Source organism: Motilimonas cestriensis, assembly GCF_021295315.1.
Classification (GTDB): domain Bacteria; phylum Pseudomonadota; class Gammaproteobacteria; order Enterobacterales; family CBDFNC01; genus Motilimonas; species Motilimonas cestriensis.
Genome location: NZ_JAIMJA010000016.1, coordinates 24,796 through 48,663, shown reverse-complemented (window position 1 = coordinate 48,663; position 23,868 = coordinate 24,796). Strand labels below are relative to the sequence as shown.

Sequence of the window (23,868 nt, the reverse complement as noted above, 5' to 3'; positions counted from 1 at the left end):
ATCCCCCCCCTTCTACGCCCCCCTAAGCCCAATCAGAAAGTACTGAGGAGGATGTGGATAGTCATTCGTTTTGCAAAACTAGCCAGATTAAAAACACCTGCTGTGTAACTGACTAAATGGGAGTGGTATGTCTGAACATCTAATTGCACATCTTGCCAGCATCAAAGGAATTGACCCGCATTACACTGACGCTTGGGGCCATCAAACCCAAGCGAGCCCAGCAACGGTGGCGCGCATTCTAGCGGCGATGGGAGCCAACACCGCGCCGGAGCAACTGACCGCTGAGATTAACTCAGCGAAAAAGGCCAATTGGCTGGCTGGCTTAGCGCCGGTTATTTTGGCCTATGATGGTGCAGGGGTAACCCTTGAATTAAAGTTGCCGGTTGAACGCGCAGCGCAAACCTTACGCTATGAAATTAAGACCGAATCAGGTCAAACCTTTAAAGGGAGATTTATCCCTGCTGATGGCAAGCTATTGGCTACTGAGCAGTTTGGTGGTCAAGCATTGCACGCTTATTCGATCGTGCTCAATCTTGATCTTGAGCTGGGGTATCACGACCTAAAACTTTTTGCGCCAAGGGCGCGTAAAGCATTTGCTAGCAGTCGTCTGATTGTTGCGCCTCGCACCTGTTATACCCCAGCGGCCATCGCTGAAGGTAAGCGTATTTGGGGCGTGAGTGTGCAGTTATATGGGGTGCGCAGCCAAGCTAACTGGGGTATTGGTGATTTTACCGACCTTAAGCAATTACTGGGGCAAATAAAGGCGCAGGGCGGAGACTTTGTTGGCCTCAACCCAATCCACTCGCTGTATCCGTTAATGCCAAACAGTGCCAGCCCTTACAGTCCTTCATCGCGTCAATGGTTAAATGTTATTTACATTGATGTCGCGGCCGTGCCGGAATTTAACGCCAGTGCTGCGGCGCAAGCCTTGTTTAGTAGCGTGGCATTTCAAGAAAAACTTAGTCATGCCCGTGCTGTCGATGAGGTTGACTATACTTTAGTGCACGAGCTAAAACTGAGCGCGCTTAAGTTGGCATACAACGACTTTAAGCAAGTTAGCAATAAGCGCATGCGCGCGTTTAATCAGTTTGTGACTGAAAAAGGCGATGCCCTGATGCAGCAAGCAGTATTTGATGCACTACATGAAGCACAACTCAAGCAAGACCCGAACGCTTGGGGCTGGCCTGCTTGGCCGCCAGCGCTGCAAGATTACCACTCACCTGAAGTAACTCAGTGGCATCAGGCGCATCAAGATGAAGTGCTGTTTTGGGCTTATTTGCAATGGCTGGCTGATGAGCAGCTGGCGCAGGCTGATCAACACGCCAAGGCGCTGGGCATGGAAATAGGCATTTATCGTGACTTAGCGGTGGGTGTTGCTTCGGGCGGCAGTGAAATTTGGGCCAACAAAAATGACTATTGTACTCAAGCCACCGTGGGCGCCCCCCCGGATGTATTGGGGCCGTTAGGACAAAACTGGGGCCTACCACCGCTGCATCCAAGTCGATTAGCTGAAAACCAATTTGCCGCTTATATCAAGTTACTCAGAGCCAATATGCAAGCCTGTGGCGCGCTGCGCATTGATCATGTGATGGCGTTACTGCGCTTATGGTGGGTACCCGCGGGTGAATCTGCTGCTAATGGCGTTTATGTTTATTACCCCGTGGAAATAATGCTGGCCATTTTGGCATTAGAAAGCCAGCGTCATCGTTGTTTGGTCATAGGTGAAGACTTAGGCACGGTACCCGATGGCATGGATGCGTTACTGAAAAATGCCGGGGTGTACTCTTATCGGGTATTTTGTTTTGAAACGGCGGCTGATGGCGGCTACATCTCACCCGCGCATTACCCTGAGCAAGCCATGGCCACGGTCACTACACACGACATGCCAACCCTTAAAGGGTACTGGCATTGCGATGATTTAACCTTAGGTAAAACCTTAGGTTTGTATCCCACTCAGGAGCTGGTTGAGCAATTAACCGCCGAGCGTCATCAGTCGAAACAGTTGATGCTTGATAGTTTGTTTGGTCATCAATCCTTGCCTGACCACATCTCGGCGTGTGTCGACTATGTTGGCATGGATCGCGACCTCAGCTTTGGCATTCAGCAGCATGCGGCCCATGCCAAATCCTTATTACTGAGCTTACAGTTAGAAGATTTTTTAGAGATGGAAAAACCCGTCAACATACCGGGCACCAGTGATGAATACCCTAACTGGCGGCGCAAGTTAGTTTGCGATTTGGATGACATCTTTAGCCAATCACACATTCAGCAGCTTTGTAACAACATCAGTGAGGCGAGAAGCCGCGCAGCCGAGTAACCACCAAGGGCAACGTTTATTTGAACGTTGCTCATTGCTTGTTAAAGACGAGAGCATGATATGACCAAACCCTCGAAGCCGAAGAAAAAGGCCACGACTAAACCCGCCATCACTAGCCATACACAGCATAGTCAATCAGGCATTGCCACCCTCCAGCCATCAAACGCCAAGCTTGGCTTAGTTGATCACGAGTTATTAGTCTCGTTAACACAAGCGCGCTTAGCGCAGCCGTTTGAACATTTAGGGTTACAACCACAAGGCACAGGGTATCTATTGCGCGCTTGGTTGCCAGATGCGGTTAAGGTCGAGGTGTTTACGTTAGGAAAGGATGTCATCCCTTTAGCGAGCTTAGAAAAAGTTGCCGAGTCGGGCCTGTTTGAATATGCATTTAAGCAAGCAACCAAGCCATTTCATTATCGCCTGGTTGCCACTTACGACAATGGTGCACAGCACAGCTTTGTTGACCCTTACCAATTTCAGCAGACCGCTTATCAGGGCTTAAGTTCACTTAACGAGCGGCCAGAGCATTTATACCAAGTATTGGGCGCGCAAAATGTAACCCTAAATATTGAAGGCGAGGCGATAGTGGGTACTCGCTTTGCGGTGTTTGCACCGAGCGCTAGCAGCGTTAGTTTAATTGCCGACTTTAATCAGTGGGACGGTCGCAAGCATCCTATGCAACGTAGTTTATGTGGTCACTGGGTACTGTTTGTCCCCGGCATTACCGCTGGCGCTAAATACAAATACGAGCTGAAAGATGCAATGGGTAATCGTCTGCCCCATAAAGCCGATCCCGTTGGTTTTTATGCCGAGCAATATCCGTCTCATGCTTCCATTGTTTATGACCATGCGCAATACCAATGGCAAGATCAGGCGTGGCGTGAATCGCAACAACAGGATAAGCGATTCAGTGCGATGAATATTTATGAGGTGCACTTAGGCTCATGGCGGCGCAAACCTAACGGCCAACAGGGCGCGCGCAGTTTAACCTACGATGAGCTTGCGGATGAGTTAGTTAGCTATGTCAAAGACATGGGCTACACCCATATTGAAGTGATGCCAGTGTCGGAATTTCCATTTGATGGCTCGTGGGGTTATCAGCCGGTGGGCATGTTTGCGCCAACCAGTCGCTTTGGCGATCCCGATGCTTTTAAACGCTTTGTTGATAGTTGCCATCAGCAAGGCATTGGTGTGATCATCGATTGGGTGCCGGCGCACTTTCCGTCGGATCCTCATGGCTTAGCGCGCTTTGACGGCACGCCCTTGTATGAATATGAAGACCCGCGCCGTGGCTGGCATCCCGACTGGAACTCTTATATTTACGATTTCGGTAACAACAGTGTGCGCCAGTTTTTAGTCGCAAGCGCCTTGTTTTGGCTCGATAAGTTTCACGTTGATGGATTACGTGTGGATGCCGTGGCCTCGATGCTGTACTGGGATTATTCGCGAAATCACGGCGAGTGGGTGCCCAATGTAGATGGCGGCAATCATAACTATGAAGCCATTAGTTTACTGCGTTGGTGCAATGAGGAGGTGTATGCACAATACCCTCATGCCATGACTATCGCCGAAGAATCCACTTCGTTCGCTGGGGTGTCAAAGCCCACTTTTGCAGGCGGCTTAGGCTTTGGCTTTAAATGGAACATGGGCTGGATGCATGACTCTTTAAATTACATGTCTAAAGACCCTATGTATCGTCAGTTTCATCATAACGAAATGACTTTTGCCATGGTCTATCACTACAACGAGCACTTTATTCTGCCTTTGTCTCATGATGAAGTGGTGCATGGTAAGGGCTCACTATTGGCTAAAATGCCGGGGGATGAATGGCAAGCGGCGGCGAATTTACGCGCCTATGCTGGATTTATGTTTGCCCACCCCGGTAAAAAAATTAACTTTATGGGCAATGAGTTGGCGCAGCCGATTGAATGGAACCATGACAGCCAATTGAGTTGGGATTTACTGCAGTTCGACAAGCACCATGGTCATCAACGGTTATGTAAAGACCTCGGGCATTTTTATCAGGCCGAACCTGCGATGTATGAGGCCGACTACCAGCCACAAGGGTTTGTTTGGCTGGACCATCAAGATAATGAGCACTCCATTTTTGCTTTTATGCGCCAGAGCGTCGACCAAAGTCATCAAGTGTTGGTGGTGGCTAATTTTACCCCAGTGCCACGCCATCATTACCGGCTTGGTGTGCCCCATGCTGGTGAGTATGAAGTGGTGATTAACACCGACAGCCGTTATTACTGGGGCAGTAATTATGATGTCGGCACACATTTCATGGCGACAGAGCTGGCCTATCAAGGTCAGCCCTATTCCATTGCCCTTAATATTCCGCCATTGGCGACGGTGTATTTACGCCGCAAGGAATAGCAGTTTTGTCCCACTAACAGCTCACGAGTACTAAGCCACTATTTTGTAACACAGTGTTTCAAAGTGGCTTAAGTCACAAAACGATAGGGGGATTATTCACTAGAATGCTTATCTTAAACGCAATAGCAATCTTGTCGTCGTCAACATGACACGTTATTTAGGGAGTTATATTTTTCAGCCTGAAGGTTGCTAAGTCATCTATAGCGGAAGCTCTATCGATCTTGGTCGTTATTGCTCCGTGCTTTTCAATGTTTGATTTAAGCAGGAACCGACATGTTAATTGCTTCAAAGATATCTCAGCCAGATATTCTCCAGTCTTTAATTGACCGACCAAGATTACATGACGTGTTACAACACTGCGACTCAACTAAACTCATTTTGGTTTGCGCACCAGCGGGTTACAGTAAAACCTCAACCATATTGCAATGGAGCAAAACCCAGCCTAACGTGGCTTGGTATGGTCTGGACAAATTTGATGATGACCAGCACAGATTTGCCAGCTATTTAATTCAAACTATCTATAACAACATTCAATCGGCCTGCGAAAAAACCCTGCAGATGGTACAGCAGCGTAGCTTTGCAAATTTGACCACCTTATTCACCCAACTGTTTGATGAAATTAATCAAACTCAGCTGCCGTTAACGCTGGTGCTCGATGACTACCACTGCATCAGTCAGCCTGAAATTCATCAGGCGATGAAGCTGTTTATTAAATATATGCCGGCCAATTGGAAAGTGGTTATCAGCAGTCGTATTCGCCCGCCTTTGGCACTATCAAGCTTACATTTAAAGCAAGAGCTGATTGAGGTGAATACCGAAATGCTCGCCTTTGATTTAAAAGAAGTCACCGCGTTTTTTCATCTGCGTCTCAACTTTGAGATTGATAGCGATACCCTAAGCCAGTTAAAAAACCGAGTAGAAGGTTGGCCGTCTTCGTTACAGCTGGTGGCGTTAACAGCCAAAAATCCTGAGCATTTTTTACAATGCGCCGATCAAGTTGCTAGAAGCCAACATTCCCATCTTTGGGATTATCTTGAAGACGAAGTATTTGAGCCGTTGAGTGAGCAAAAAAAGCAGCTGTTACTCGATATTGCGCCACTTAAGCTGGTGGACGGTGAAATGGTCAATCAGCTAACCGGGCGTCATGATGGCCAAGAATTACTCGAACAATTTGAAGCCGAAGGGCTGTTTTTAATCGCTCAAGACGTTCAAAAGCAATGGTTTAGCTTTCATAGCTTGTTCAAAGGTTTTTTATTACACAAAAAAGCGAAAAGCCCTGACCGGCAAGGTGATGACTATAAAATTGCCAAGATCTGGCTACAGCGCGACATGCCTATTCATGCCTTGCCTCATGTGCTTTATACCCAAGATATCGAGTTGGTGACTGAGCTGTTATTGGAATCGGGTTGGTCTATTTTCCATCAAGGCGAGCTGTCTAGTCTGGATTTATGTTTCGAACTGCTCGGGCAGGGGTTTTTAAACCACCCGAAACTGATTTTATTAAAGGCTTGGATGTATCAAATTCGTCATCAAAACGACCAAGTTAAGCCTTTACTCGAGCAAGCTCGGGCTTGGCTCGAGCAACATCATATTGCTATTCCGGTTGAGCTAAGTGCCGAGTTTGATGCACTAGAAGCGCAAGTGGCGATCAGCCAGGGCAAAGTAGAAACCGCATTACTAAAAGCCAACAGTGCCATGGCGCAATTAACCGGCGAGGTGCCGCGCATTAGTATCATTGCCCAATCGGTTATTGGTGAAGCCTACCATTGCCAAGGTCGATTGCATCAAGCCTTTGAGCAGCAAGAGACCGTTAAGCAGCTGTCGGTTAAACACCAGCAATACCAAAGTGCCGCTTGGGCCATGTATCAGCAGGTTGAGTTACTTTACGCGCAAGCCAATAAGCAAGAAGCCGAGCGTTTATTGCAAGTGTTGATCGGCTTGATTAAAGAGCACAACTTAGACCAGCTGCCGCTGTTCACTTTTCCACTGCACTTTAACGCGTTGTTAGCGTACCAAAATGATGATCTTGATTTAGCACAAGAGCTAAGTGAGCAAGTGTATACCATTGCTTCTCTTTATGGCGATCAGTGGCTGCTTTCTTGCTATTCATTACAGGCTAAAATCGCCTTAGAACAAGGTGATGAAGCGCGCGGTAAGGCGCTGGTTGAAAATATCGAACGCTTGCTGCACAGCAAGCAATACCACAGTGACTGGGTGGCAAATGCTAATTATGCCCGCCTTAAATATTGGCGCTTTACGGGGGATTATTGCGCGATCCGGCAATGGCTAGAAACCGCACCTGAGCCAGAAACAGCTTTTAATCGTTTTGATCAGTGCCATTGCCGCAACCGTATTCGAGCACAGGTGCAGCTGGGTCAGTTAGAGCAAGCTAAAACGCTGTGTTTAAAGCTGATTAACGACGCCCGCCAATGTCAGCTACAAGTTGAGATTAACCGTAATCAAATTTTATTGAGTAGCATTGAGCTTAAATTAAATAACAAAGCCAGCGCGAAGGCCAGCCTAGCCATGGCGCTTGATGCGTCGTTATTCACGGGCTTGTCTAATTGTTTTATTCGTCATGGGCAAAAACTGATCCCGTTACTCCTTGAGTTAGAAAAAGAAGTGAGTGTGACCAAAGCAGTAAAAGAAAAGATAAGTCAGCTGCTTGCCTTGGCAAAATACAGCCCCGAGCAACCCATCGAAGCACCGTTTGATGCGATCAAGGTGAGTAAAATATTAGAGCATCCTAAAGTCCCATCTTTGGTGAAAAACATCCCTCTCACCAGTCGAGAGTGGCAAGTGCTGGGGTTTATCTACAGCGGCTATACCAACGACAAAATTTCACAAACCATGAAAGTGGCCCCCACCACGGTTAAATCCCACATTCGAAATATTTATCAAAAGCTCGGCCTCACCGGCCGCGACGAAGCCATTGATTTAAGTAACCAACTGCTATCGCTGAGTTATTAAATCCTGCCCCATCTCTTGTTGTATCTGTGGTGCTTCTGAGTGAGGTGCCACTTTTTTTGGGGGGTATTAATTGCAGTACCTGATAAAAAATCAATTATTGGTCAAGAGTTTATTAATTGGCTGTTTACTAAAGAGAAAAGCGATGTGAGTATGTTGGTTGTATGTTAAGCGCGGCTCAGCGTGTTTATCACTTCATCTTGGGAGAAATGAGGATGCGAGGAGAAAATATGAAGCAATTACTATTTTGTTTGTTGCTGCTAATACCCGCCGTGACCACGGCGGCAGAGAAGATTGATGATCAGGTGGTGATGGTTAGCGACCAGAACCCAGCCATGAATGCGGCAATAAAAAAAGCAAGAAGCACATTAAAAGATTTTTTTGCCATTGCCGCTAATCCGCCAGCGGGTGCTAATAACTTCAAATTAAAAGTCATGGTTACAGATGACAATGGTGTTGAACATCTTTGGTTTTCACCTTTTAAACAAGTTGAGGGCGGGTATGCTGGGTTGTTAGTTAATGAACCTGACATTGTCAGCTCAATGACATTTGGTGAAATTTACGTCTTTAGCGAGAGTCAAATTACGGATTGGGGTTATGAATTGAACGGCAAACAAGTCGGTAGCTACACTGTTTGCGCATTATTTCTCACCATGGACAAAGCAGTGGTTGAGCAGTATAAAAAAGATCATGGCTTTGAGTGTGAATCTTAGTCTGTGCCTTTGGGTAACAACCTTCTCAGGCCCTAGCTACAGCTAGGTCATCCCTGCCTTTTATTCCCTTCATTGTTATAGTGAGCTGCATTAAAAGCACTCACTGCTATGGCAATGAAGGTGCGATCTGTCTCACATAAAAATCTCATCCCCCCCTGTTTTAACAACTGCGCCCCCCTGTTAGGAGGATGTCGCAGCCTTGCAATACCCGCAAACTCTATCCCATCACTGGTCATTCATAGCAATGGCAGGTTGCAGCAAGCCGAGAGCGGTTTATTGCAAACAGGTTTTTATTAAGGGGATAGCATGGCAAGCGTCACGTTAAAAAAAGTGTGTAAAGCCTACGGCGATAATCTGGTGCAAAAAGATATCGACCTAGATATTAAAGACGGTGAATTTATTGCGTTTGTTGGCCCGTCTGGCTGTGGAAAAACCACCTTATTGCGCATGATTGCAGGTTTAGAAGATATTACCGCGGGTGATTTGTTGATTGATGATGAGCGCATGAATGATGTGCCGCCAGCCAAGCGTCACATTAGCATGGTGTTTCAGTCTTACGCTTTATATCCGCACCTGAGTGTTAAAGAAAATATGATCTTTGGCCTCAAACTGGCCAAGACCGATCCAAAAGAGATCGAGAAACGAGTGGAATATGCCTCCAGTATTTTGCAACTCGGTCACTTGCTCGAGCGTAAACCAAAAGAATTATCAGGCGGTCAACAGCAACGTGTTGCGATAGGTCGAACTTTAGTGAATCGGCCCAAAGTGTTGTTGTTTGATGAGCCGTTATCGAATTTGGATGCCTCATTGCGGGTGCAAATGCGCATTGAGATTTCCAAGCTGCACAAACGCCTTAATGCCACCATGGTTTACGTGACCCATGATCAAGTCGAAGCCATGACCATGGCCGATCGCATTGTGGTGTTGGAAGGTGGTCGTGTGGCACAAGTGGGCACCCCGCTCGAGCTGTACCATTACCCTAAAGATCGCTTTGTCGCCGGATTCATCGGCTCGCCAAAAATGAACTTTATTCCGGCCAAAGTAGTGAAGCTAGGTGATAACGAGGTGCAATTGAAGCTATGTAATCAGCAACTGATTACGGTGCAAGTGCATAAAGGTGACCTAGCAATAGACGAAAGAGTTTCCATCGGCATCCGTCCTGAGCATATCGATACGTCACCGTTTAGTGGTGAAGCGAGCTCAGTGTTAGCGGCCAGTGAAAATATTGTTGGTCCTGAATTAAAAGGCGAAGTGCAGGTGGTGGAGCAGCTTGGCCATGAAACCCAAATTTACATCGAAGCTAAGGATATCGATAGCAACTTAATTGTGCGCTATCCCGATGTGGTCGAGGTGAAAGAAGGCGCGCAGTTCCGCTTTGCTTTTCCCGCGCACCGCTGCCACGTATTTCGCAAGGACGGCACGGCCTGCCAGCGTAGCTACAAAGAAGTTGGCGTTTAGGCCCTTTATTCTCATTTCACGAAGCAACCACGACACGAATGCAGCAAAAGTACTGTACGGGCTCATCGTGTTTAATTATGTCAAAACAGGAAGCAAAACAATGAAAATACTACCTCTTGCGGCCGCAGTTTCTGCAGCACTACTCGCCAGTCAAGCAATGGCTGTCGACTTTCATGGTTACTTACGTTCAGGCATCGGCGCGAGTAGCGATGGCGGCGATCAAATCGCAATGAAGGCCGATGGTGCCGGCGCTAAGTATCGTTTAGGCAATGAAACGGAAACTTATGGTGAGTTTAAGTTTGGTCAAGAGCTTTACAATGAAGACGGTAAGCGTTTCTACCTTGATACCAATATGGCTTTTAGTGTTGATCAAGCAAATGATTGGGAAAGCACCAACCCTGCTTTTCGTGAAGCGGTTGTGGTTGGTGAAAACTTAATTGAGTCGCTCCCTGGCGCGAAAATTTGGGCGGGTAAACGCTTCTACCAACGTCATGATTCGCACATTATTGACTTCTATTACTGGAATACTTCAGCGCCGGGCGGCGGTATTGAAAACATTGATCTTGGCGGCGCTAAAATGTCATTAGCTTGGCTGCGCAATACGCAAGACACCGGTGGTAATAGTGAAATTGGCAACGAGTGGACAGAGGCGACAAGCTTTACCGGCAATAACTTAGATTTGCGCTTCTCCGATATTCAACTAGGTAATGCCGGCTCACTGGAGCTGGGCGTTAACTACGCTAAGTATTCAGAAACGGATACTAACAAGCTACACAGTGATTTTGCGCAAGATGGGTTCATGCTAACGGCTGAGCACACCTTGCCAATCATGAACGGCTTTAACAAGTTTGTGCTGCAGTACGCTTCTGATGCCATGGCGGGTAATGGTTTCTCTGGTTCGTTGACTGGCTTTGGCAATCAAGCTGGCAGCACTGGCACTATTTCTAAAACCAACTCAGGTAATGCGTGGCGTGTAATCAACCACGGTGCCATTGAGCTAAGCAGCAACATTGAAATGCTGTATGTCGGTTTGTACGAGAAAAGCGATTTAGATAATAAAGGCTTTGGCACTGACAACCGTGAGTGGTTCAGTGTTGGTGTGCGCCCTATGTACAAATGGAGCAACACCATGAGTACGTTAATGGAAGTGGGCTACGATGATGTGTCTTGGGATGCATCGGCAAGAATCGCTAATCCAAGCCGTCAAGATAACAGCTTAACCAAAGTGACCTTAGCGCAGCAATGGCAAGCGGGCCCAAGTATTTGGTCACGTCCAGCACTACGCGCATTCGTTACCTACGGCAACAACTCAGATATTGAAATTGCTAACGATAGCAAAGACCAAGTGACATTTGGCCTACAAATGGAAGCTTGGTGGTAACACCCGTTGCGCGGGCTCAAGTGTTTGAGTCCGCGCTCAATTCATCCTGAGTTCTGGTTAAGCCTAGCGACATACTATTCCACTTATCCAAAGCTCAAAGGATTTAGCAAAGGTAGGATCCACTATGAAGAAATCGATGCTCAGTTTAGCCTTAATAGGTCTGCTTGGTTTGCCCGCCAGTATAGTCACTGCGCAGACCTATTCAGTTGCCAACGAGCAGGCAATTCATCTTGGCTCAGACCAAGCAACGTTAGAGTATGATAGTGACATAGCCCGCATGGCCTTGCATTCAGTTGCCAATGAGCGGGCAATTCATCTTGGCTCAGACCAAGCAACCTTAGTGTTTGACCGCGACACTGCCAGTATGGCCTTGCCATTGGGCGCGAGTCGTTATCAAGTGGTGCAAATACCCCAAGGCCAATACCAAGTAAATATTCGTGCGGATATTTATAAATCGGTATTCGCGCCGACTGTCTATGTGATAGATGCTCAGGGCCAAATTTTACAAACCTATAGCCAACAGCAGCTTAGTCTTAAACCTGCCACTGCGATGAGCCCCGATCAGTTGCAACTCACCTTTGTGGTGGATAGCCAACAAGGGGCGCAGGCGCTGATTATTGCCACCAGTGCGGCGCAGTTATTGGCCACCACAGAGATAGAGCATCCGGCCCGCCAATTAGCCAAGGCCAGATCAAATCAGCCACCTAATATTCCTAATCTGTTTATTCAGCACGTCGCAACAGGCGAAGTGCAGATTAGGCTGAGCAAGATGGAAACACACACTCAGCCAGCGGCCCCTATTTTAGTCACTAGTACCGCCACGGCGCGTGATGCGGCGCAAAATCATCAGGTTAGTTTGAGTGCTGAGCCCACTGCAGCTAAGCCATTGCTAGCGGAATCGGAAGCCATGTACAACCAAGCCATCAACAAGGCGGTTGCCAATAAAGACCATGAACTGGCGCTAAAACTGATGCTAGAAGCCACCGAGCATGGTTCAACCTCGGCACGGGCCACTTATCTTGAAGCTTTACAAAATCTATAGCATTACCCTTTTATTTGGAGTTTAGTATGTTAACCAAGGAAAAACCGACCTCACTGAGTGTCGAGAAACTAAAGCTGTCTATCGTTCGTCATTTGCGCACTACACTGGCCAGTAATGAACACGTCGCCTCACAAAATACCTGGTGGCAAGCCACGTGTTTTGCCTTAAACGAAGAGATTTTTGAAAATGCTTGGAGCACCTTCAAGCAAACTCGCCTCGATCATTGTGCGCGCACCGTAAACTACTTGTCTCTTGAGTTTTTGATTGGCCGTCTCACCACCAATAACCTAATTAACTTAGGGCTAGAAGACAAAGTGCGTCAAGCGCTGAATGAATTAGGCCAAGACATTAATGCCATTAGTGGTGAAGAGCGCGACCCATCATTAGGTAACGGCGGTCTAGGCCGCTTAGCGGCTTGTTTTATGGATTCATTGGTGACGCTTGAATACCCCGCGGTGGGTTACGGGCTGCATTATCAGTACGGCTTGTTCCGCCAAGGTATTAAAAACGGTGAGCAAGTAGAATATCCCGATAACTGGCGGGATTATGGTTATCCGTTTGAAGTGTGCCGTTCGAGCTTTGCTTTGGATATTCCATTATATGGCCATGTTGAAACCTATTATCAGGGCGACACCATGCGTAAGCGCTGGGTGCCAAGCCAATATCTTCGCGGTGTGCCTTGGGACATTCCTGTGGTGGGCTTTGAGGTGAAGAACGTGAACACTCTAAGGCTGTGGGAATGTCGCGCCGTTAATGAGTTTGACCTTAACCAATTTAACCAAGGGTGTTTTGCGTCAGCGCTACATGAAAAAGTAAAAGCGGAATCGGTGACTCAGGTGCTTTACCCCAACGATGAATCAGAAATGGGTAAAGAATTACGCTTAATTCAGCAGTATTTCTTATGTGCTTGTTCGGTGCGCGATATCATAAACCGTCACAAGGAGCACTTTGCTTCTTTAGATAACCTTTGTGATACCAACGTGATGCAGCTAAATGACACTCATCCTGCCATTGCTATCCCTGAATTGATGCGCATATTACTTGATGAAGAAGGTATTGAGTGGGACAAGGCTTGGAAGATTAGCCAGCGCTGTTTTGCCTACACTAACCACACCCTGTTGCCAGAGGCGTTAGAGACTTGGCCAGTGGATTTGATCGCTAAAGTATTGCCGCGTCATATTGAAATTATTAATGAAATTAACTATTTGTTTTTAAGCCAAGTAGTTGAGAAGCAATGGCCGGGTGACCAAGAAAAGCTGATCAAGCTGTCTATTTTTGAAGAAGGTTATCCACGCCAAGTTAGAATGGCGAACCTGAGTGTGATTGGTAGCTATAAAGTAAATGGCGTAGCTAAGTTACACACTCAGTTAGTTAAGTCAGATTTGTTCCCTGAGTTTGATGCCTTATTCCCCGATCGTTTAGTCAATGTGACCAATGGCGTGACGCCGAGACGCTGGTTGCGTCAGTGTAACCCCGCGTTAGCGCAATTGATCAGTGCCAATATCGGGCCGCAGTGGCAAAAAGATTTAAGCTTGTTGGCGGGCGTGGAGAAATACGCCACCGATAAGAAATTTGTCCAGCAATATGCAGATATTAAATTAGCGAACAAGCAAAAACTGGCTAATTACATTAAAGATAACTTGGCCATCGACGTCAGTACCGAAGCTATCTTCGATGTGCAGATCAAGCGTTTACATGAGTATAAGCGCCAGCATCTCAACCTATTGCACATTTTAACCTTGTACCGTCGTCTATTAGCGGATCCAAATTATGATATGCATTCACGAGTATTTATTTTTGCCGCCAAAGCCGCTCCGGGTTATCGCTTAGCCAAAGATATTATCTATGCTATTAACAAAGTAGCGGCGGTGATCAATAGCGATGAGCGCATCAAGGGCAAGATCAAAGTGGTGTTTTTACCTGACTACTCAGTGACCTTGGCCGAATTGATTATTCCGGCGGCGGACGTGTCGGAGCAAATTTCAACGGCGGGCAAAGAAGCGTCGGGCACAGGTAACATGAAGCTGGGCCTTAATGGCGCGCTGACCTTGGGCACCTTAGATGGCGCCAATGTGGAAATTGCCGAAGAAGTGGGTGATGAGCATGCCTTTATTTTTGGCTTAACCGTGGACCAAGTGAATGCGCTAAAAGCAAGTGGTTACCGACCACAAGATTACATTGCGCAAAATGATGAGCTTAAAGCGGTGGTTGATTGGCTTTGTGGCGATAAGTTTACCCCTGAAGAGCCGGGCCGTTTGAGTAGTATTGCCCATAGTTTGGTTCAAGGTGGCGACCCGTATTTAGTGTTGGCAGATTTTGCCGCTTATGTTGAGGCGCAAGCACAACTCGATAAGGCTTATCGCAATCGAACGGCGTGGCTCCATAGCACCATTTTGAATACGGCGCGATTGGGTAAATTCAGCTCAGATCGCTCGATTGAAGATTATGTTCGCGATATTTGGCACTTGAAAAAAGTCAGCGTGAAATAACCTTTATTTGTAACCGCGTGGTCAAAGGATTGGCCGCGCTTTAAGTCACCCGGGTTTGATAAGCTAAATAACATCAGTTCTGCTTAAGGCTGTATCGCTGGATAGCGTATGTTTTTCCGGCAAGTTTCGTTTTCATGGACGAAAACGCAAAGTGTATAGGGATATATTCACCACGTTTTGCAGGGAAAACATACTGGTTCACAGACCCAGGCTGAACTGAGGTTAAGTCGTCCCCGTCGTTCTTTTATTTACAACTTAGCGTGATGCTCTAGCCACTAAGCTTAGTTATATTAGTTTAGTGGTTATTTTTTCCCCTGTCTTTATCCCCATGCTAATGCTGCTCTTGATTTTTAGTCAGGTATAATCAGCCCAAGTGAAGTTTTTTGAGCCGATTGTTATGTCTAAATTTACCCTACGTCCGTATCAGCAAGAGTCGGTGGATGCCACGTTGCAACATTTTCGTCGCAGTGATGCGCCTGCGGTGATCGTGTTGCCAACGGGGGCGGGTAAAAGTTTAGTGATTGCTGAGCTGGCAAAATTGGCGCGGCGCCGGGTGCTGGTACTGGCTCACGTTAAAGAGTTGGTAGAGCAAAACCACGCTAAATATCAAAGCTATGGTTTAACCGCGGGGATATTTTCCGCAGGGTTAAAACAAAAAAACACCCAACACCAAGTCACTTTTGCCAGTGTGCAATCGGTGTCGCGTAACCTCGAAGCGTTCGCCAGTGAGTTTTCGTTGTTGATCATTGATGAATGCCATCGCGTGTCGGATCAAGACACCAGTCAATACCAACAAGTGATCCAACAACTGCGCGAGTTTAACCCTAAATTAAAGGTGTTAGGGCTCACCGCCACGCCTTATCGCATGGGCACAGGCTGGATTTATCAATACCACTATCACGGTATTGTGCGATCCCATCAACCGCGGGTGTTTGAGCGCTGTATTTATGAATTGCCGCTGCGCTATATGATCAAACATAAGTTTCTCACCCCACCCAAGCAAATTGACGCCACTGTTGCCATGTATGACTTTTCCAGTTTGTCGGCCACGGCGAATGGGGAATATAAGGCGGATGATGTTAACTTGCTGCTTAAACAACAGCAGCGCGCCACCTTGAGTATCGTGCAGCATATTACCCAGCTTGCCCGAGAGCAGCAGCGCCAAGGCATTATGATTTTTGCTGCTACCGTGATGCATGCCAAAGAGATTGCGGGTTATCTGGCGGACTATTCTTGTGCCTTGATCACCGGCGATACGCCAACCCCTGAGCGCGATGCTTTGATCCAAGCTTACAAAGCGAAACAAATTCAATACTTAGTCAATGTGTCGGTGCTCACCACGGGGTTTGATGCCCCCCATGTCGATTTTATTGCCATTTTACGCCCGACCGAGTCGGTCAGTCTGTATCAGCAAATTGTCGGTCGGGGTTTGCGTTTAGCGCCGGGCAAAGAAGACTGCTTAGTGATTGATTACGCGGGTAATCAATATGATTTATATGCGCCTGAAGTGGGAGAAAAGAAGCCTGCTGGCGACACTGAGCCGGTGCAAGTGTTATGTCCAGCATGTGGTTTTGCCAATGTGTTTTGGGGGCGCACCGACGGTGCAGGCAAGGTAACTGAGCATTTTGGCCGGCGCTGTCAGGGCTTTTTCGAAGAAGATGATGGCACGATTGAAGCGTGTGATTTTCGTTTTCGCTTTAAAAACTGTCCTAATTGTAATGCTGAAAATGACATTGCCGCGCGGGTGTGTCACGAATGTCAGCAGCCCTTGGTGGATCCAGACGATAAGTTAAAGGCAGCATTAAAGCTAAAAGATGCCTTAGTGATCCGCTGCTCGGGTATGGTGTGCAGTGAGCATAAGGGCAAATTGAAAATCACTTATTTTGATGAAGAGGGCTTAGAGCTGCAGGAATACTTTAACCTTGCTAGCAAAGGCCAAGCGTTTATTTTTAATCAACAATTTGGTCGGCGTGTTGATCAAGGCAGTGCGCATAAGGTGTTTACTCAGCTGCAACAAGTACTCGATGAGGCCGAGCACTTAATTGCACCTGATTTTGTGATTGCCCGTAAGCAAAAAAACTTCTGGAAGATCAGCGATAAAATTTTTGATTATGAAGGGGCGTATCGCAAAGCTAACCAACTCTAGGTTTTTGATCTAGGTGTTAAGTTTAACTTAATGGTGGGTTAAAAATATTCAAATATTCTTATCTTTTTAGTTAGCTTACACTCAGTGTATGTAGTTAATCAGGACCCCGCCATGAAAAGTATCAGACAACGAGCCAGCATGATCCACACGCCAATGGCCGGCCTTGCGCTAGCGATTGCGAGTTTAGGTTGGGGTTGGGATCAGGTGTCCAATGGTGCGGGTCACTTTCAGTTGTTGAGTGCGCAAATTGCAGCGCTGCTGCTGTTGGTGTTGCTGATTAAATTTGTGTTACACCCGACTAGCTTGCTGGCTGATTTGGCTCATCCGGTAGTGGGCAGTGTGGTGCCTACTTTCGCCATGGCGAGCATGGTGGTGGCGAGCACGTTTGCTAGTCATCATGTATTGGGCGCTAAGTTGGTCTGGTTAGCAGCGATTGCGTTGCACATTACTTTTTTACTGATGTTTACTTACCATCGTGCGCGTCAGTTTAAGTTAACGGATATGGTGCCTAGCTGGTTTGTGCCACCGGTCGGGATTATTGTCGCGGCATTAACTTGTCCGGCCACGCAATTTACTAGCTTAGCGACGGTGCTGCTCTACTTTGGCTTAGCATGCTATGCGGTATTGTTGCCTTTAATGCTGTTTCGTTTGTGTTGCTGCGGCTCATTACCTACTGCTGCTAAGCCGACATTGGCTATTTTAGCCGCGCCCGCAAGCTTAGGTTTGGCCGGGTATTTAAACTTAGTGGCGCAACCTGATTATCATCTATTGGTTGTGCTGTTAGTGCTGGCAATATTGATGACCGGCTTTTTGTACTTAGCTTTTTTTCGTTTACTGCAACTGCCTTTCAGTCCCGGCTATGCTGCCTTTACCTTCCCGACCGTGATCGGTGCCACCGCGTTATTTAAACTAGCAGGCTATATCGAACAGCAGGGCCATAATCCCGCATGGGTTGAGGTGTTACAGCACTTGGCTAAATTAGAGTTGGTGGTTGCGACTGTGGTGGTCAGTTATGTCGCATTGCATTATCTGGTTGACCAAGTGCAAAGCCAGCGCGGTTTTCAGATGAAATGTTAATTAACCTGAGTTATGGATAAGCAACACAGTCTGTTTTTCCGGCAAAAACGCGGTGAATAGACCCAAACAAGACCCTGTAAATAATTATCAACCAGAAGTTCTTAAGCTTGTTTGGGTATATATCCCTATACGCTTTGCATTTTCATCCCTGAAAACGAAATTTCGCAGTAAATATATACTTTATCCGTTGGTCATAAGCTTAAACAAAACTGAGGTTAATTAGCCATTAACACTCTGCTTTAAATGCTCGACAAAGCGTTGAAATAGTACGCTTTGTCGTTTGTTCTCTTGGAATACTAAATACAGTGGTCGGTATAACGGCTTGGCTAAATCGAGCGCCACTACCTTGCCGCTTTGCAGGGCATCGGTGGCGGTTAATTCGGAGATACAAGACAGCCCTAAATTACTCGACACGCAGTTAATAATGCCCATAGCTTCATTAAGCTCAAGGGCGAGGTGCCACTGGTTTAAATGTGGGGCAACTTCACGATTAAATAGGGCGCGACTGCCTGAGCCATCTTCTCTTAATACCCAATTTTGCTGATCGAGCGCGTGCAGTGGCAGTTGTTTCTGTTGTGCTAAAGGGTGGTTGGGAGGCGCAATAATACACATGCTGTCTTGATGCCAAGGGATCAACACTTGGCCGGGTAAACAGACATTAGCTTCAATTAAGCCTAAATCGAGCTCGTAGCGGGCCACTAACTGGCACACATCACGGCTGTTCATAATTTGCAGACTTTGTCTTTGATGGCCAGTCAGTTGACGAAATTGTGCTAACAACGCCGGCATCAGTTGATTACCAATGGTTTTACTGCAACCTATGTGCAACTCACCACTGAGCTGGTTGCCATCAAACAAGCTGCTAATTTCGTCACTGCGCGATAGTAACTCATGGGCTAAAGGCAGTAATAGCTCTCCTTGGCTGTTGAGTTTGAGACGGTTAGGCAAACGCTCAAATAGGCTTTGATTAAGCTGATGCTCTAGCTCTTTGATGGCCATGCTCACGGCTGGCTTAGTCAGTGAGAGGGCCAGTGCAGCCTGACCGATATTGGCGCTTTTTGCCAAGGTGGTGAAGATGCGCAATTGCTTCAGCGTGATATTCATTAAATGCCTTTTCGTTAGTGCAATCTTTATACCCAAGTTACCTCAAGATGCTTGTTCAGCGAGAATTTGTAGGCTGTTAGGCGCGACGCTGATTTGAGACATAGTTATTCTACGTTGAAAATCAGCAACAAAGCATAACAGCCTACAAAACTCGCCCTTTGGGAGCGGCTCTGAATCCTGCATCTTGAGGTATCTTGGGTATATCATGGACAATGTTAACCGATGAACGATCGCGAATACTAATTTTGCTAAGTGCAAGGCTCTGGATGATGGGGGCAACGTTTATCGATCTCCCATCAATTTTGTAATATGTACCTATCTAGTGATATGGTCAGACGAGTGTGAATATAAAAATATTTTAATATTCATTATGTTATGGTTTTAAATCTCGGCATCAAATTTTAAGGCTATGCAGGTAATAGCGTCCGCTAACTATCAGGAGAGTCACTACAATGAAAATGACTAAGTATTACGTTCTACTATTACTGATCGCTGCTTGCTTTGTTTGGTTTAGTCAGGGTCATTGGTTTCTACTGATACCCAGTTTGTGGATTTTTACTGCTATTGCGAGTGTGACGTTTGCTTACACCATGAATTATCCGGCTTTATTTAGAAAGTCGGTTACAGGTCAGATCCCTTGGTGGATTAAGTTAATCTTACTGCCTTACTTGGTTGGCGCTCAGCTGTATAACTCTTTTATGCGCTTGCATGATTCAGTGCCCGCCATACAACAAATTACCCCCAACTTATATTTGGCTGCTCGACTTTTCCCCAGCGATATTGAAGCACTTAAAGCAGAAGGCGTAACGGCCATTTTAGATGTTACCTCGGAGTTTGATGGCTTTAATTGGTCGGCGCAGCACGAGGGCTTGTATTATTTAAACATTCCTATTTTGGATCACTTTTCACCGACCGAAGCACAGCTACAACATGCCGTACGCTGGATCAGTGCGCAGCATAAGTTAAAGCAAAAGGTCGTGGTTCACTGCGCCTTAGGCAGAGGCCGTTCATTTTTTATGACCTGTGCGTATTTGCTGATGTCTGAGCCAGATTTAACGGTCAGAGATGCCATTGAAAAAGTCCAAACAGTCAGAACCACTGCGAGGTTGAACGCGAAACAAATGAAGTCGCTGTTAACCCTAAGTAAAGACATGTCTGAACGGATTAATCCCAAGCTACATTTGATTGTTAACCCTGTTTCTGGCTCTGGTAAGTGGCAACAGCATGCGAATCAAATTGTGGGTCAGTTAACTCGGCAATATGAACTTGAATTTTTCTTTACCGAGCCCGAAACCCATGTCACAGATGTGGTTAAATCCATGCAGCAGCAAGATCAAGCCATGACATTTGTTGCCTGTGGGGGTGATGGTACGGTGGCCGAAGTAGCGACAGCGGTGAAAAACAGCCAGCATAGGTTAGCTATTTTACCGTTGGGAACGGCGAATGCGTTAGCTCATGTGTTGTTTGGAGTAGGCACTAAAATCGATCCTATCACGCAGGCGTGTGATGCGTTATTTAAGCATCAAGAAAAGCGAATGGACACTATGCTGTGTAACCAAAAAACCGTGTTGTTAGTGATTGCCGTGGGCTTTGAAGAGCAAATGATCGATCAGGCTGATCGCGCTCAAAAAGATCAGCTTGGGCAGTTGGCTTACATTCAAGGCTTTATTAACGCGGTGATTAATAATAAAGCGCAAGATTTAAAGGTACGGATAGATGATGGTGAGCAACAAGATTTTTCTTATTGCAGTTTAGCGGTTGCTAACGCGGCTCCAAGTACCACAGTGTTAGCGCAAGGCGGCGGTGAGCCAGATTGGCAAGATGGGTTACTCGATATTACGCAAATTGAACATGATCCAAGTGCTGTGCATCGACTACTGAGCTTAGTCGAGTTAATTAATAACTCTCTGAGCAATGCGATTAGCGGTGAAGCGTCTCCTAACTATCGAGTTTCTCATTGCCAAGCGAAGAAGATCCAGTTGTTTAGTGATGCCGGTTTTAAATACAGTATTGACGGTGAAATTGCTCAAGCCACTCAGCTGGATATTGAAGTGCTGCCAGCCAGTTTGAGGGTTATATGCTAGGGTCTGTTGAGCTTTGGTGGTTGTTTTTCTGTTAGTTGCTGAGCTGTGTTTGCGTAGCATGACTAGGCGATACTGAGTACGTAACAGTGACATGAATAAATTTCATTACGCAAAGCTGCACTTCATAACCAATTGTTTTACAATTGGTTATTGTTAGCTAGCGACGCTGGCTTTTTGTAATAAGCTTTCTAGCACGCAAGTTGTACCATTAATTGGTTACACATGCTTTGAAACCATCAATAAATGAAAAGGAGATTGATTATGTCTAATTTAAATTTTGAAATGGGTCCAATTAAAGAGTTAGTAAAAGTTTTAAATGGCGGTATAGAATTTTATAGTGCGGCAAAAGGAAAAACGTCGAATGGTAATTTAGTGCGTATTTTTGAGCGAAATATTCAAGAAAAAGCCCTGGCGATTTCTGACTTACAAACTTTTATTTTGCTTGATGATGACCAAGCTGAAACTCACTCAGCGCTCTCTGTTGAGTTACGAGAGGCCTACACCAAGATAATCGCCCTAGTGAGTGCGGATAAAGACCAAACCTACATCTCACAGCTAGAAGAAATTGAAGATAAGGTATTGGAGAAGGTGGATGATGCCTTAAAACAACAATTACCACCAGACTGTAAAAGTCAGTTGTTACAGATCCAAGCCCGTATGCAAAGCTGCCATGATGAAATGAAGCAGCTTCAGTTAGAGACAGCGTAATCGTTGTTGCCAAATTGCAATCAGCCTGACTTTTCGGGCTGGCCCATTTTTAGCATTAAGCTCCTTCAAATAAAGCGACCCGCGCTAATCACGAAAGGGCAACTTGATTCTGAACATTCACACTAGGGTCGCTTTATTATCTTGGCTACTTAGCTTGTCGGCTTCGCTACAAATAACATCAATTTTTTGCCCTTTCTTAGTATTTTATTGCTCAGGTGTGAAGCTTATAAAGTTTTAAGTCTTCTTTGTTGCGGTGTTATGGTGCAATATAAAACTGAATTTTAGTCATACAAGGATGTGATGATGACAACCAGAGAAAAAACCGAATTTGTTAAATTGATTGAAGGCCTAGAGCAAGGCAGTACCGATCAAAATACCCTTTGGCCTGTGTTTTTAAATACGGTGTTTTATATTCCATTAAATGCGATTAAAACCGCACAGGGTGAGAGCCACACGCCAGCGTACGCGCCTTCTCAGGTTAATGAGGGCATTAAGTCGCTAGTTATCTCGCAATTCGCGGCTGATGTAGCAGAGCTAAGCCAACATATTAGTAAGGTTCAAGGCGGCGATTTATTGCAAACATTGCCACCGAAAACGGAGTTAGTTATTCCGATTGGCGATAATGCCTTTAACATTTCCGCGGAGACGGTGTCTTGGTTGCGAGCGAATGCGCGCCCAGCTTAAGTACTAGACAAGCAACACCCATTTTAATAGCTGGTGTTGCTGTTATCCCTTAAAACAAGTCTCTTCACTAAGGCGTGCTCGATGGTAGCCCTGAATAGCGAAAGGCGATGGCTTTGAGGTGTGCTAATTCTTTTTGACTGGTCTCTTTGGTTACCAGCGCAAAATCACCTGAGTAAACCTGCGGCACCATTGCTGACTTACCTGCTAGGTCCAATTTAATCGCTTCAGCCATTGCCACGCCGTTATCATCATTCATCCGCATAATGGTCACGTCTAATTCCCCTTGTTGTAATGCAGCGAGTTCTTTCTCACCACCGCCCCAACCATTCACCATCACTTGATGAGTGAGACCTTTTTCTCTGATGGCGTCCAACACACCTAGAGCTAAATCGGTCGCGCAGGCGTAGATAAACTTCACCTTAGGGTTTTGTTTGAGTATGTTCATTGCGCTGCGATAGGCTGACTGCCTTGACGCTTGAGTGTAGTAACTTTGCACCATTTTTAGGGATGAGGAGTGCTCAATATCGTCAATAAAACTTTGCCCACGAGTTTCGCTAATGACGCCGGGAGACCAGAGTACTACGCCATATTCTCCTTGCTTGTGCGTTTTTTCCTTAAAGTAATGGCTCAGGGTTTGACTGCCTTTGACATGATCAAATCCGACGTACAAAAACGGCGGTGTATCTTGCCACTGCAAGACCGGCGTGGTGATGTTTTGCAAAATAAGTTTACTCATACCCACTTTTAGGATGCGGCTGATGAGCTCACTGTGCTTTATTGTATCTAAAGTAAAAATTATGTAATCGGCGCGATAGCGCGTGGCCTTGTTGAGCAATCGTTCTTGCTGCTCTTGCGCCATACTTGGGCGGGTGTAGTGGGTTTTTATTTCGTATTGGATATTAAGTTCATCAAGGCGAGCAGTGAAAGAGGCAATGCTTCGACGCCAATAATCTGAAATTTGTTTACCAGGATAAACCACAAATATACGCAGTGGCCGAGATTGCGCGATCTGGCTTTTTTGACCGGGAGAGGTAACGACAGAGGCAAATTTTTGGCTGATAAAGCGTTGTTCTGGATGTTGCTGTAAATAAGCTGAAAGTGGGGTAAAAGTGATCGGGTTGGCCAGGAGGAAAGAGCTATAAATTAGAAAAAACGAGCACAAAATACTTTTCACTAATGTTCGCCAGGCAAGCTTAGTTAAAATGCACATCATTCTCTTAGCCATAAAAAGTTATCAATAACATTAAGATACATTATTTTTTACTTTAATTTGACAAATAAATATTAATAAGTGAGATCTGAGCAACACTTTACTTGAT

The 23,868-nt window shown here is 46.1% G+C and carries 15 protein-coding genes; 13 read left to right on the top strand and 2 right to left on the bottom strand.

Annotated elements, in window-relative coordinates:
• Window positions 1-127 precede the first annotated feature (127 nt).
• The 10 genes from malQ (at window position 128) to K6Y31_RS15115 (ending at window position 17,969) form a co-directional block, all read left to right on the top strand.
• Window positions 128-2,317: a 4-alpha-glucanotransferase gene (gene malQ / locus K6Y31_RS15160; RefSeq protein WP_233053798.1), complete on the top strand. Its 2,190-nt coding sequence runs from the start codon at window positions 128-130 to the stop codon at window positions 2,315-2,317.
• A gap of 60 nt (window positions 2,318-2,377) precedes the next feature.
• Entirely contained in the window at window positions 2,378-4,696 is a 2,319-nt protein-coding gene (gene glgB, locus K6Y31_RS15155) for a 1,4-alpha-glucan branching protein GlgB (RefSeq protein ID WP_233053797.1), read from the top strand.
• A gap of 273 nt (window positions 4,697-4,969) precedes the next feature.
• Window positions 4,970-7,666 (top strand): HTH-type transcriptional regulator MalT, encoded by a 2,697-nt coding sequence (gene malT, locus K6Y31_RS15150; RefSeq protein WP_233053796.1) that lies wholly within the window; start codon window positions 4,970-4,972, stop codon window positions 7,664-7,666.
• A gap of 227 nt (window positions 7,667-7,893) precedes the next feature.
• A complete protein-coding gene (locus tag K6Y31_RS15145) occupies window positions 7,894-8,376 on the top strand; it encodes a YegJ family protein (RefSeq protein ID WP_233053795.1) in 483 nt (160 codons plus the stop codon).
• A gap of 306 nt (window positions 8,377-8,682) precedes the next feature.
• A complete protein-coding gene (malK, locus tag K6Y31_RS15140; RefSeq protein ID WP_233053794.1) occupies window positions 8,683-9,834 on the top strand; it encodes a maltose/maltodextrin ABC transporter ATP-binding protein MalK in 1,152 nt (383 codons plus the stop codon).
• 100 nt (window positions 9,835-9,934) lie between these two features.
• Window positions 9,935-11,215 (top strand): maltoporin, encoded by a 1,281-nt coding sequence (locus K6Y31_RS15135; protein WP_233053793.1) that lies wholly within the window; start codon window positions 9,935-9,937, stop codon window positions 11,213-11,215.
• A gap of 124 nt (window positions 11,216-11,339) precedes the next feature.
• Window positions 11,340-12,257: a MalM family protein gene (locus tag K6Y31_RS15130; RefSeq protein ID WP_233053792.1), complete on the top strand. Its 918-nt coding sequence runs from the start codon at window positions 11,340-11,342 to the stop codon at window positions 12,255-12,257.
• 26 nt (window positions 12,258-12,283) lie between these two features.
• Entirely contained in the window at window positions 12,284-14,746 is a 2,463-nt protein-coding gene (locus K6Y31_RS15125) for a glycogen/starch/alpha-glucan phosphorylase (protein ID WP_233053791.1), read from the top strand.
• A 397-nt stretch (window positions 14,747-15,143) separates the two neighbouring features.
• Window positions 15,144-16,892: a DNA repair helicase RadD gene (radD, locus tag K6Y31_RS15120; protein ID WP_233053790.1), complete on the top strand. Its 1,749-nt coding sequence runs from the start codon at window positions 15,144-15,146 to the stop codon at window positions 16,890-16,892.
• Window positions 16,893-17,003: 111 nt separating this feature from the next.
• The gene (locus K6Y31_RS15115) at window positions 17,004-17,969 is read left to right on the top strand and encodes a TDT family transporter (protein WP_233053789.1); all 966 of its coding nucleotides are present in this window, start codon (window positions 17,004-17,006) and stop codon (window positions 17,967-17,969) included.
• A gap of 219 nt (window positions 17,970-18,188) precedes the next feature.
• Here the strand turns inward: K6Y31_RS15115 and K6Y31_RS15110 are convergent, their stop codons facing one another.
• Window positions 18,189-19,073 (bottom strand): LysR substrate-binding domain-containing protein, encoded by an 885-nt coding sequence (locus K6Y31_RS15110; RefSeq protein WP_233053788.1) that lies wholly within the window; start codon window positions 19,071-19,073, stop codon window positions 18,189-18,191.
• A 452-nt stretch (window positions 19,074-19,525) separates the two neighbouring features.
• Between K6Y31_RS15110 and K6Y31_RS15105 the strand changes: the two genes are divergently transcribed.
• The 3 genes from K6Y31_RS15105 to K6Y31_RS15095 all read left to right on the top strand — a co-directional run bounded on the left by K6Y31_RS15105 (window position 19,526) and on the right by K6Y31_RS15095 (window position 22,549).
• Entirely contained in the window at window positions 19,526-21,157 is a 1,632-nt protein-coding gene (locus K6Y31_RS15105) for a diacylglycerol kinase family protein (protein WP_233053787.1), read from the top strand.
• 261 nt (window positions 21,158-21,418) lie between these two features.
• A complete protein-coding gene (locus K6Y31_RS15100; RefSeq protein ID WP_233053786.1) occupies window positions 21,419-21,865 on the top strand; it encodes a PA2169 family four-helix-bundle protein in 447 nt (148 codons plus the stop codon).
• A gap of 300 nt (window positions 21,866-22,165) precedes the next feature.
• A complete protein-coding gene (locus tag K6Y31_RS15095) occupies window positions 22,166-22,549 on the top strand; it encodes a hypothetical protein (RefSeq protein ID WP_233053785.1) in 384 nt (127 codons plus the stop codon).
• Window positions 22,550-22,616: 67 nt separating this feature from the next.
• Here K6Y31_RS15095 and K6Y31_RS15090 read toward each other — a convergent pair whose 3' ends face one another.
• Entirely contained in the window at window positions 22,617-23,723 is a 1,107-nt protein-coding gene (locus K6Y31_RS15090) for a substrate-binding domain-containing protein (protein WP_233053784.1), read from the bottom strand.
• Window positions 23,724-23,868: the final 145 nt, after the last annotated feature.

Excerpts from the sequence above, each read along its gene's own strand:
- glgB (WP_233053797.1), top strand. The coding sequence starts at position 2,378 with ATGACCAAACCCTCGAAGCCGAAGAAAAAGGCCACGACTAAACCCGCC.
- K6Y31_RS15145 (WP_233053795.1), top strand. The coding sequence starts at position 7,894 with ATGAAGCAATTACTATTTTGTTTGTTGCTGCTAATACCCGCCGTGACC.
- radD (WP_233053790.1), top strand. The coding sequence starts at position 15,144 with ATGTCTAAATTTACCCTACGTCCGTATCAGCAAGAGTCGGTGGATGCC.
- malK (WP_233053794.1), top strand. The coding sequence starts at position 8,683 with ATGGCAAGCGTCACGTTAAAAAAAGTGTGTAAAGCCTACGGCGATAAT.
- K6Y31_RS15105 (WP_233053787.1), top strand. The coding sequence starts at position 19,526 with ATGAAAATGACTAAGTATTACGTTCTACTATTACTGATCGCTGCTTGC.
- K6Y31_RS15110 (WP_233053788.1), bottom strand. The coding sequence starts at position 19,073 with ATGAATATCACGCTGAAGCAATTGCGCATCTTCACCACCTTGGCAAAA.
- K6Y31_RS15130 (WP_233053792.1), top strand. The coding sequence starts at position 11,340 with ATGAAGAAATCGATGCTCAGTTTAGCCTTAATAGGTCTGCTTGGTTTG.
- malT (WP_233053796.1), top strand. The coding sequence starts at position 4,970 with ATGTTAATTGCTTCAAAGATATCTCAGCCAGATATTCTCCAGTCTTTA.
- K6Y31_RS15135 (WP_233053793.1), top strand. The coding sequence starts at position 9,935 with ATGAAAATACTACCTCTTGCGGCCGCAGTTTCTGCAGCACTACTCGCC.
- K6Y31_RS15095 (WP_233053785.1), top strand. The coding sequence starts at position 22,166 with ATGATGACAACCAGAGAAAAAACCGAATTTGTTAAATTGATTGAAGGC.
- malQ (WP_233053798.1), top strand. The coding sequence starts at position 128 with ATGTCTGAACATCTAATTGCACATCTTGCCAGCATCAAAGGAATTGAC.
- K6Y31_RS15115 (WP_233053789.1), top strand. The coding sequence starts at position 17,004 with ATGAAAAGTATCAGACAACGAGCCAGCATGATCCACACGCCAATGGCC.
- K6Y31_RS15125 (WP_233053791.1), top strand. The coding sequence starts at position 12,284 with ATGTTAACCAAGGAAAAACCGACCTCACTGAGTGTCGAGAAACTAAAG.
- K6Y31_RS15100 (WP_233053786.1), top strand. The coding sequence starts at position 21,419 with ATGTCTAATTTAAATTTTGAAATGGGTCCAATTAAAGAGTTAGTAAAA.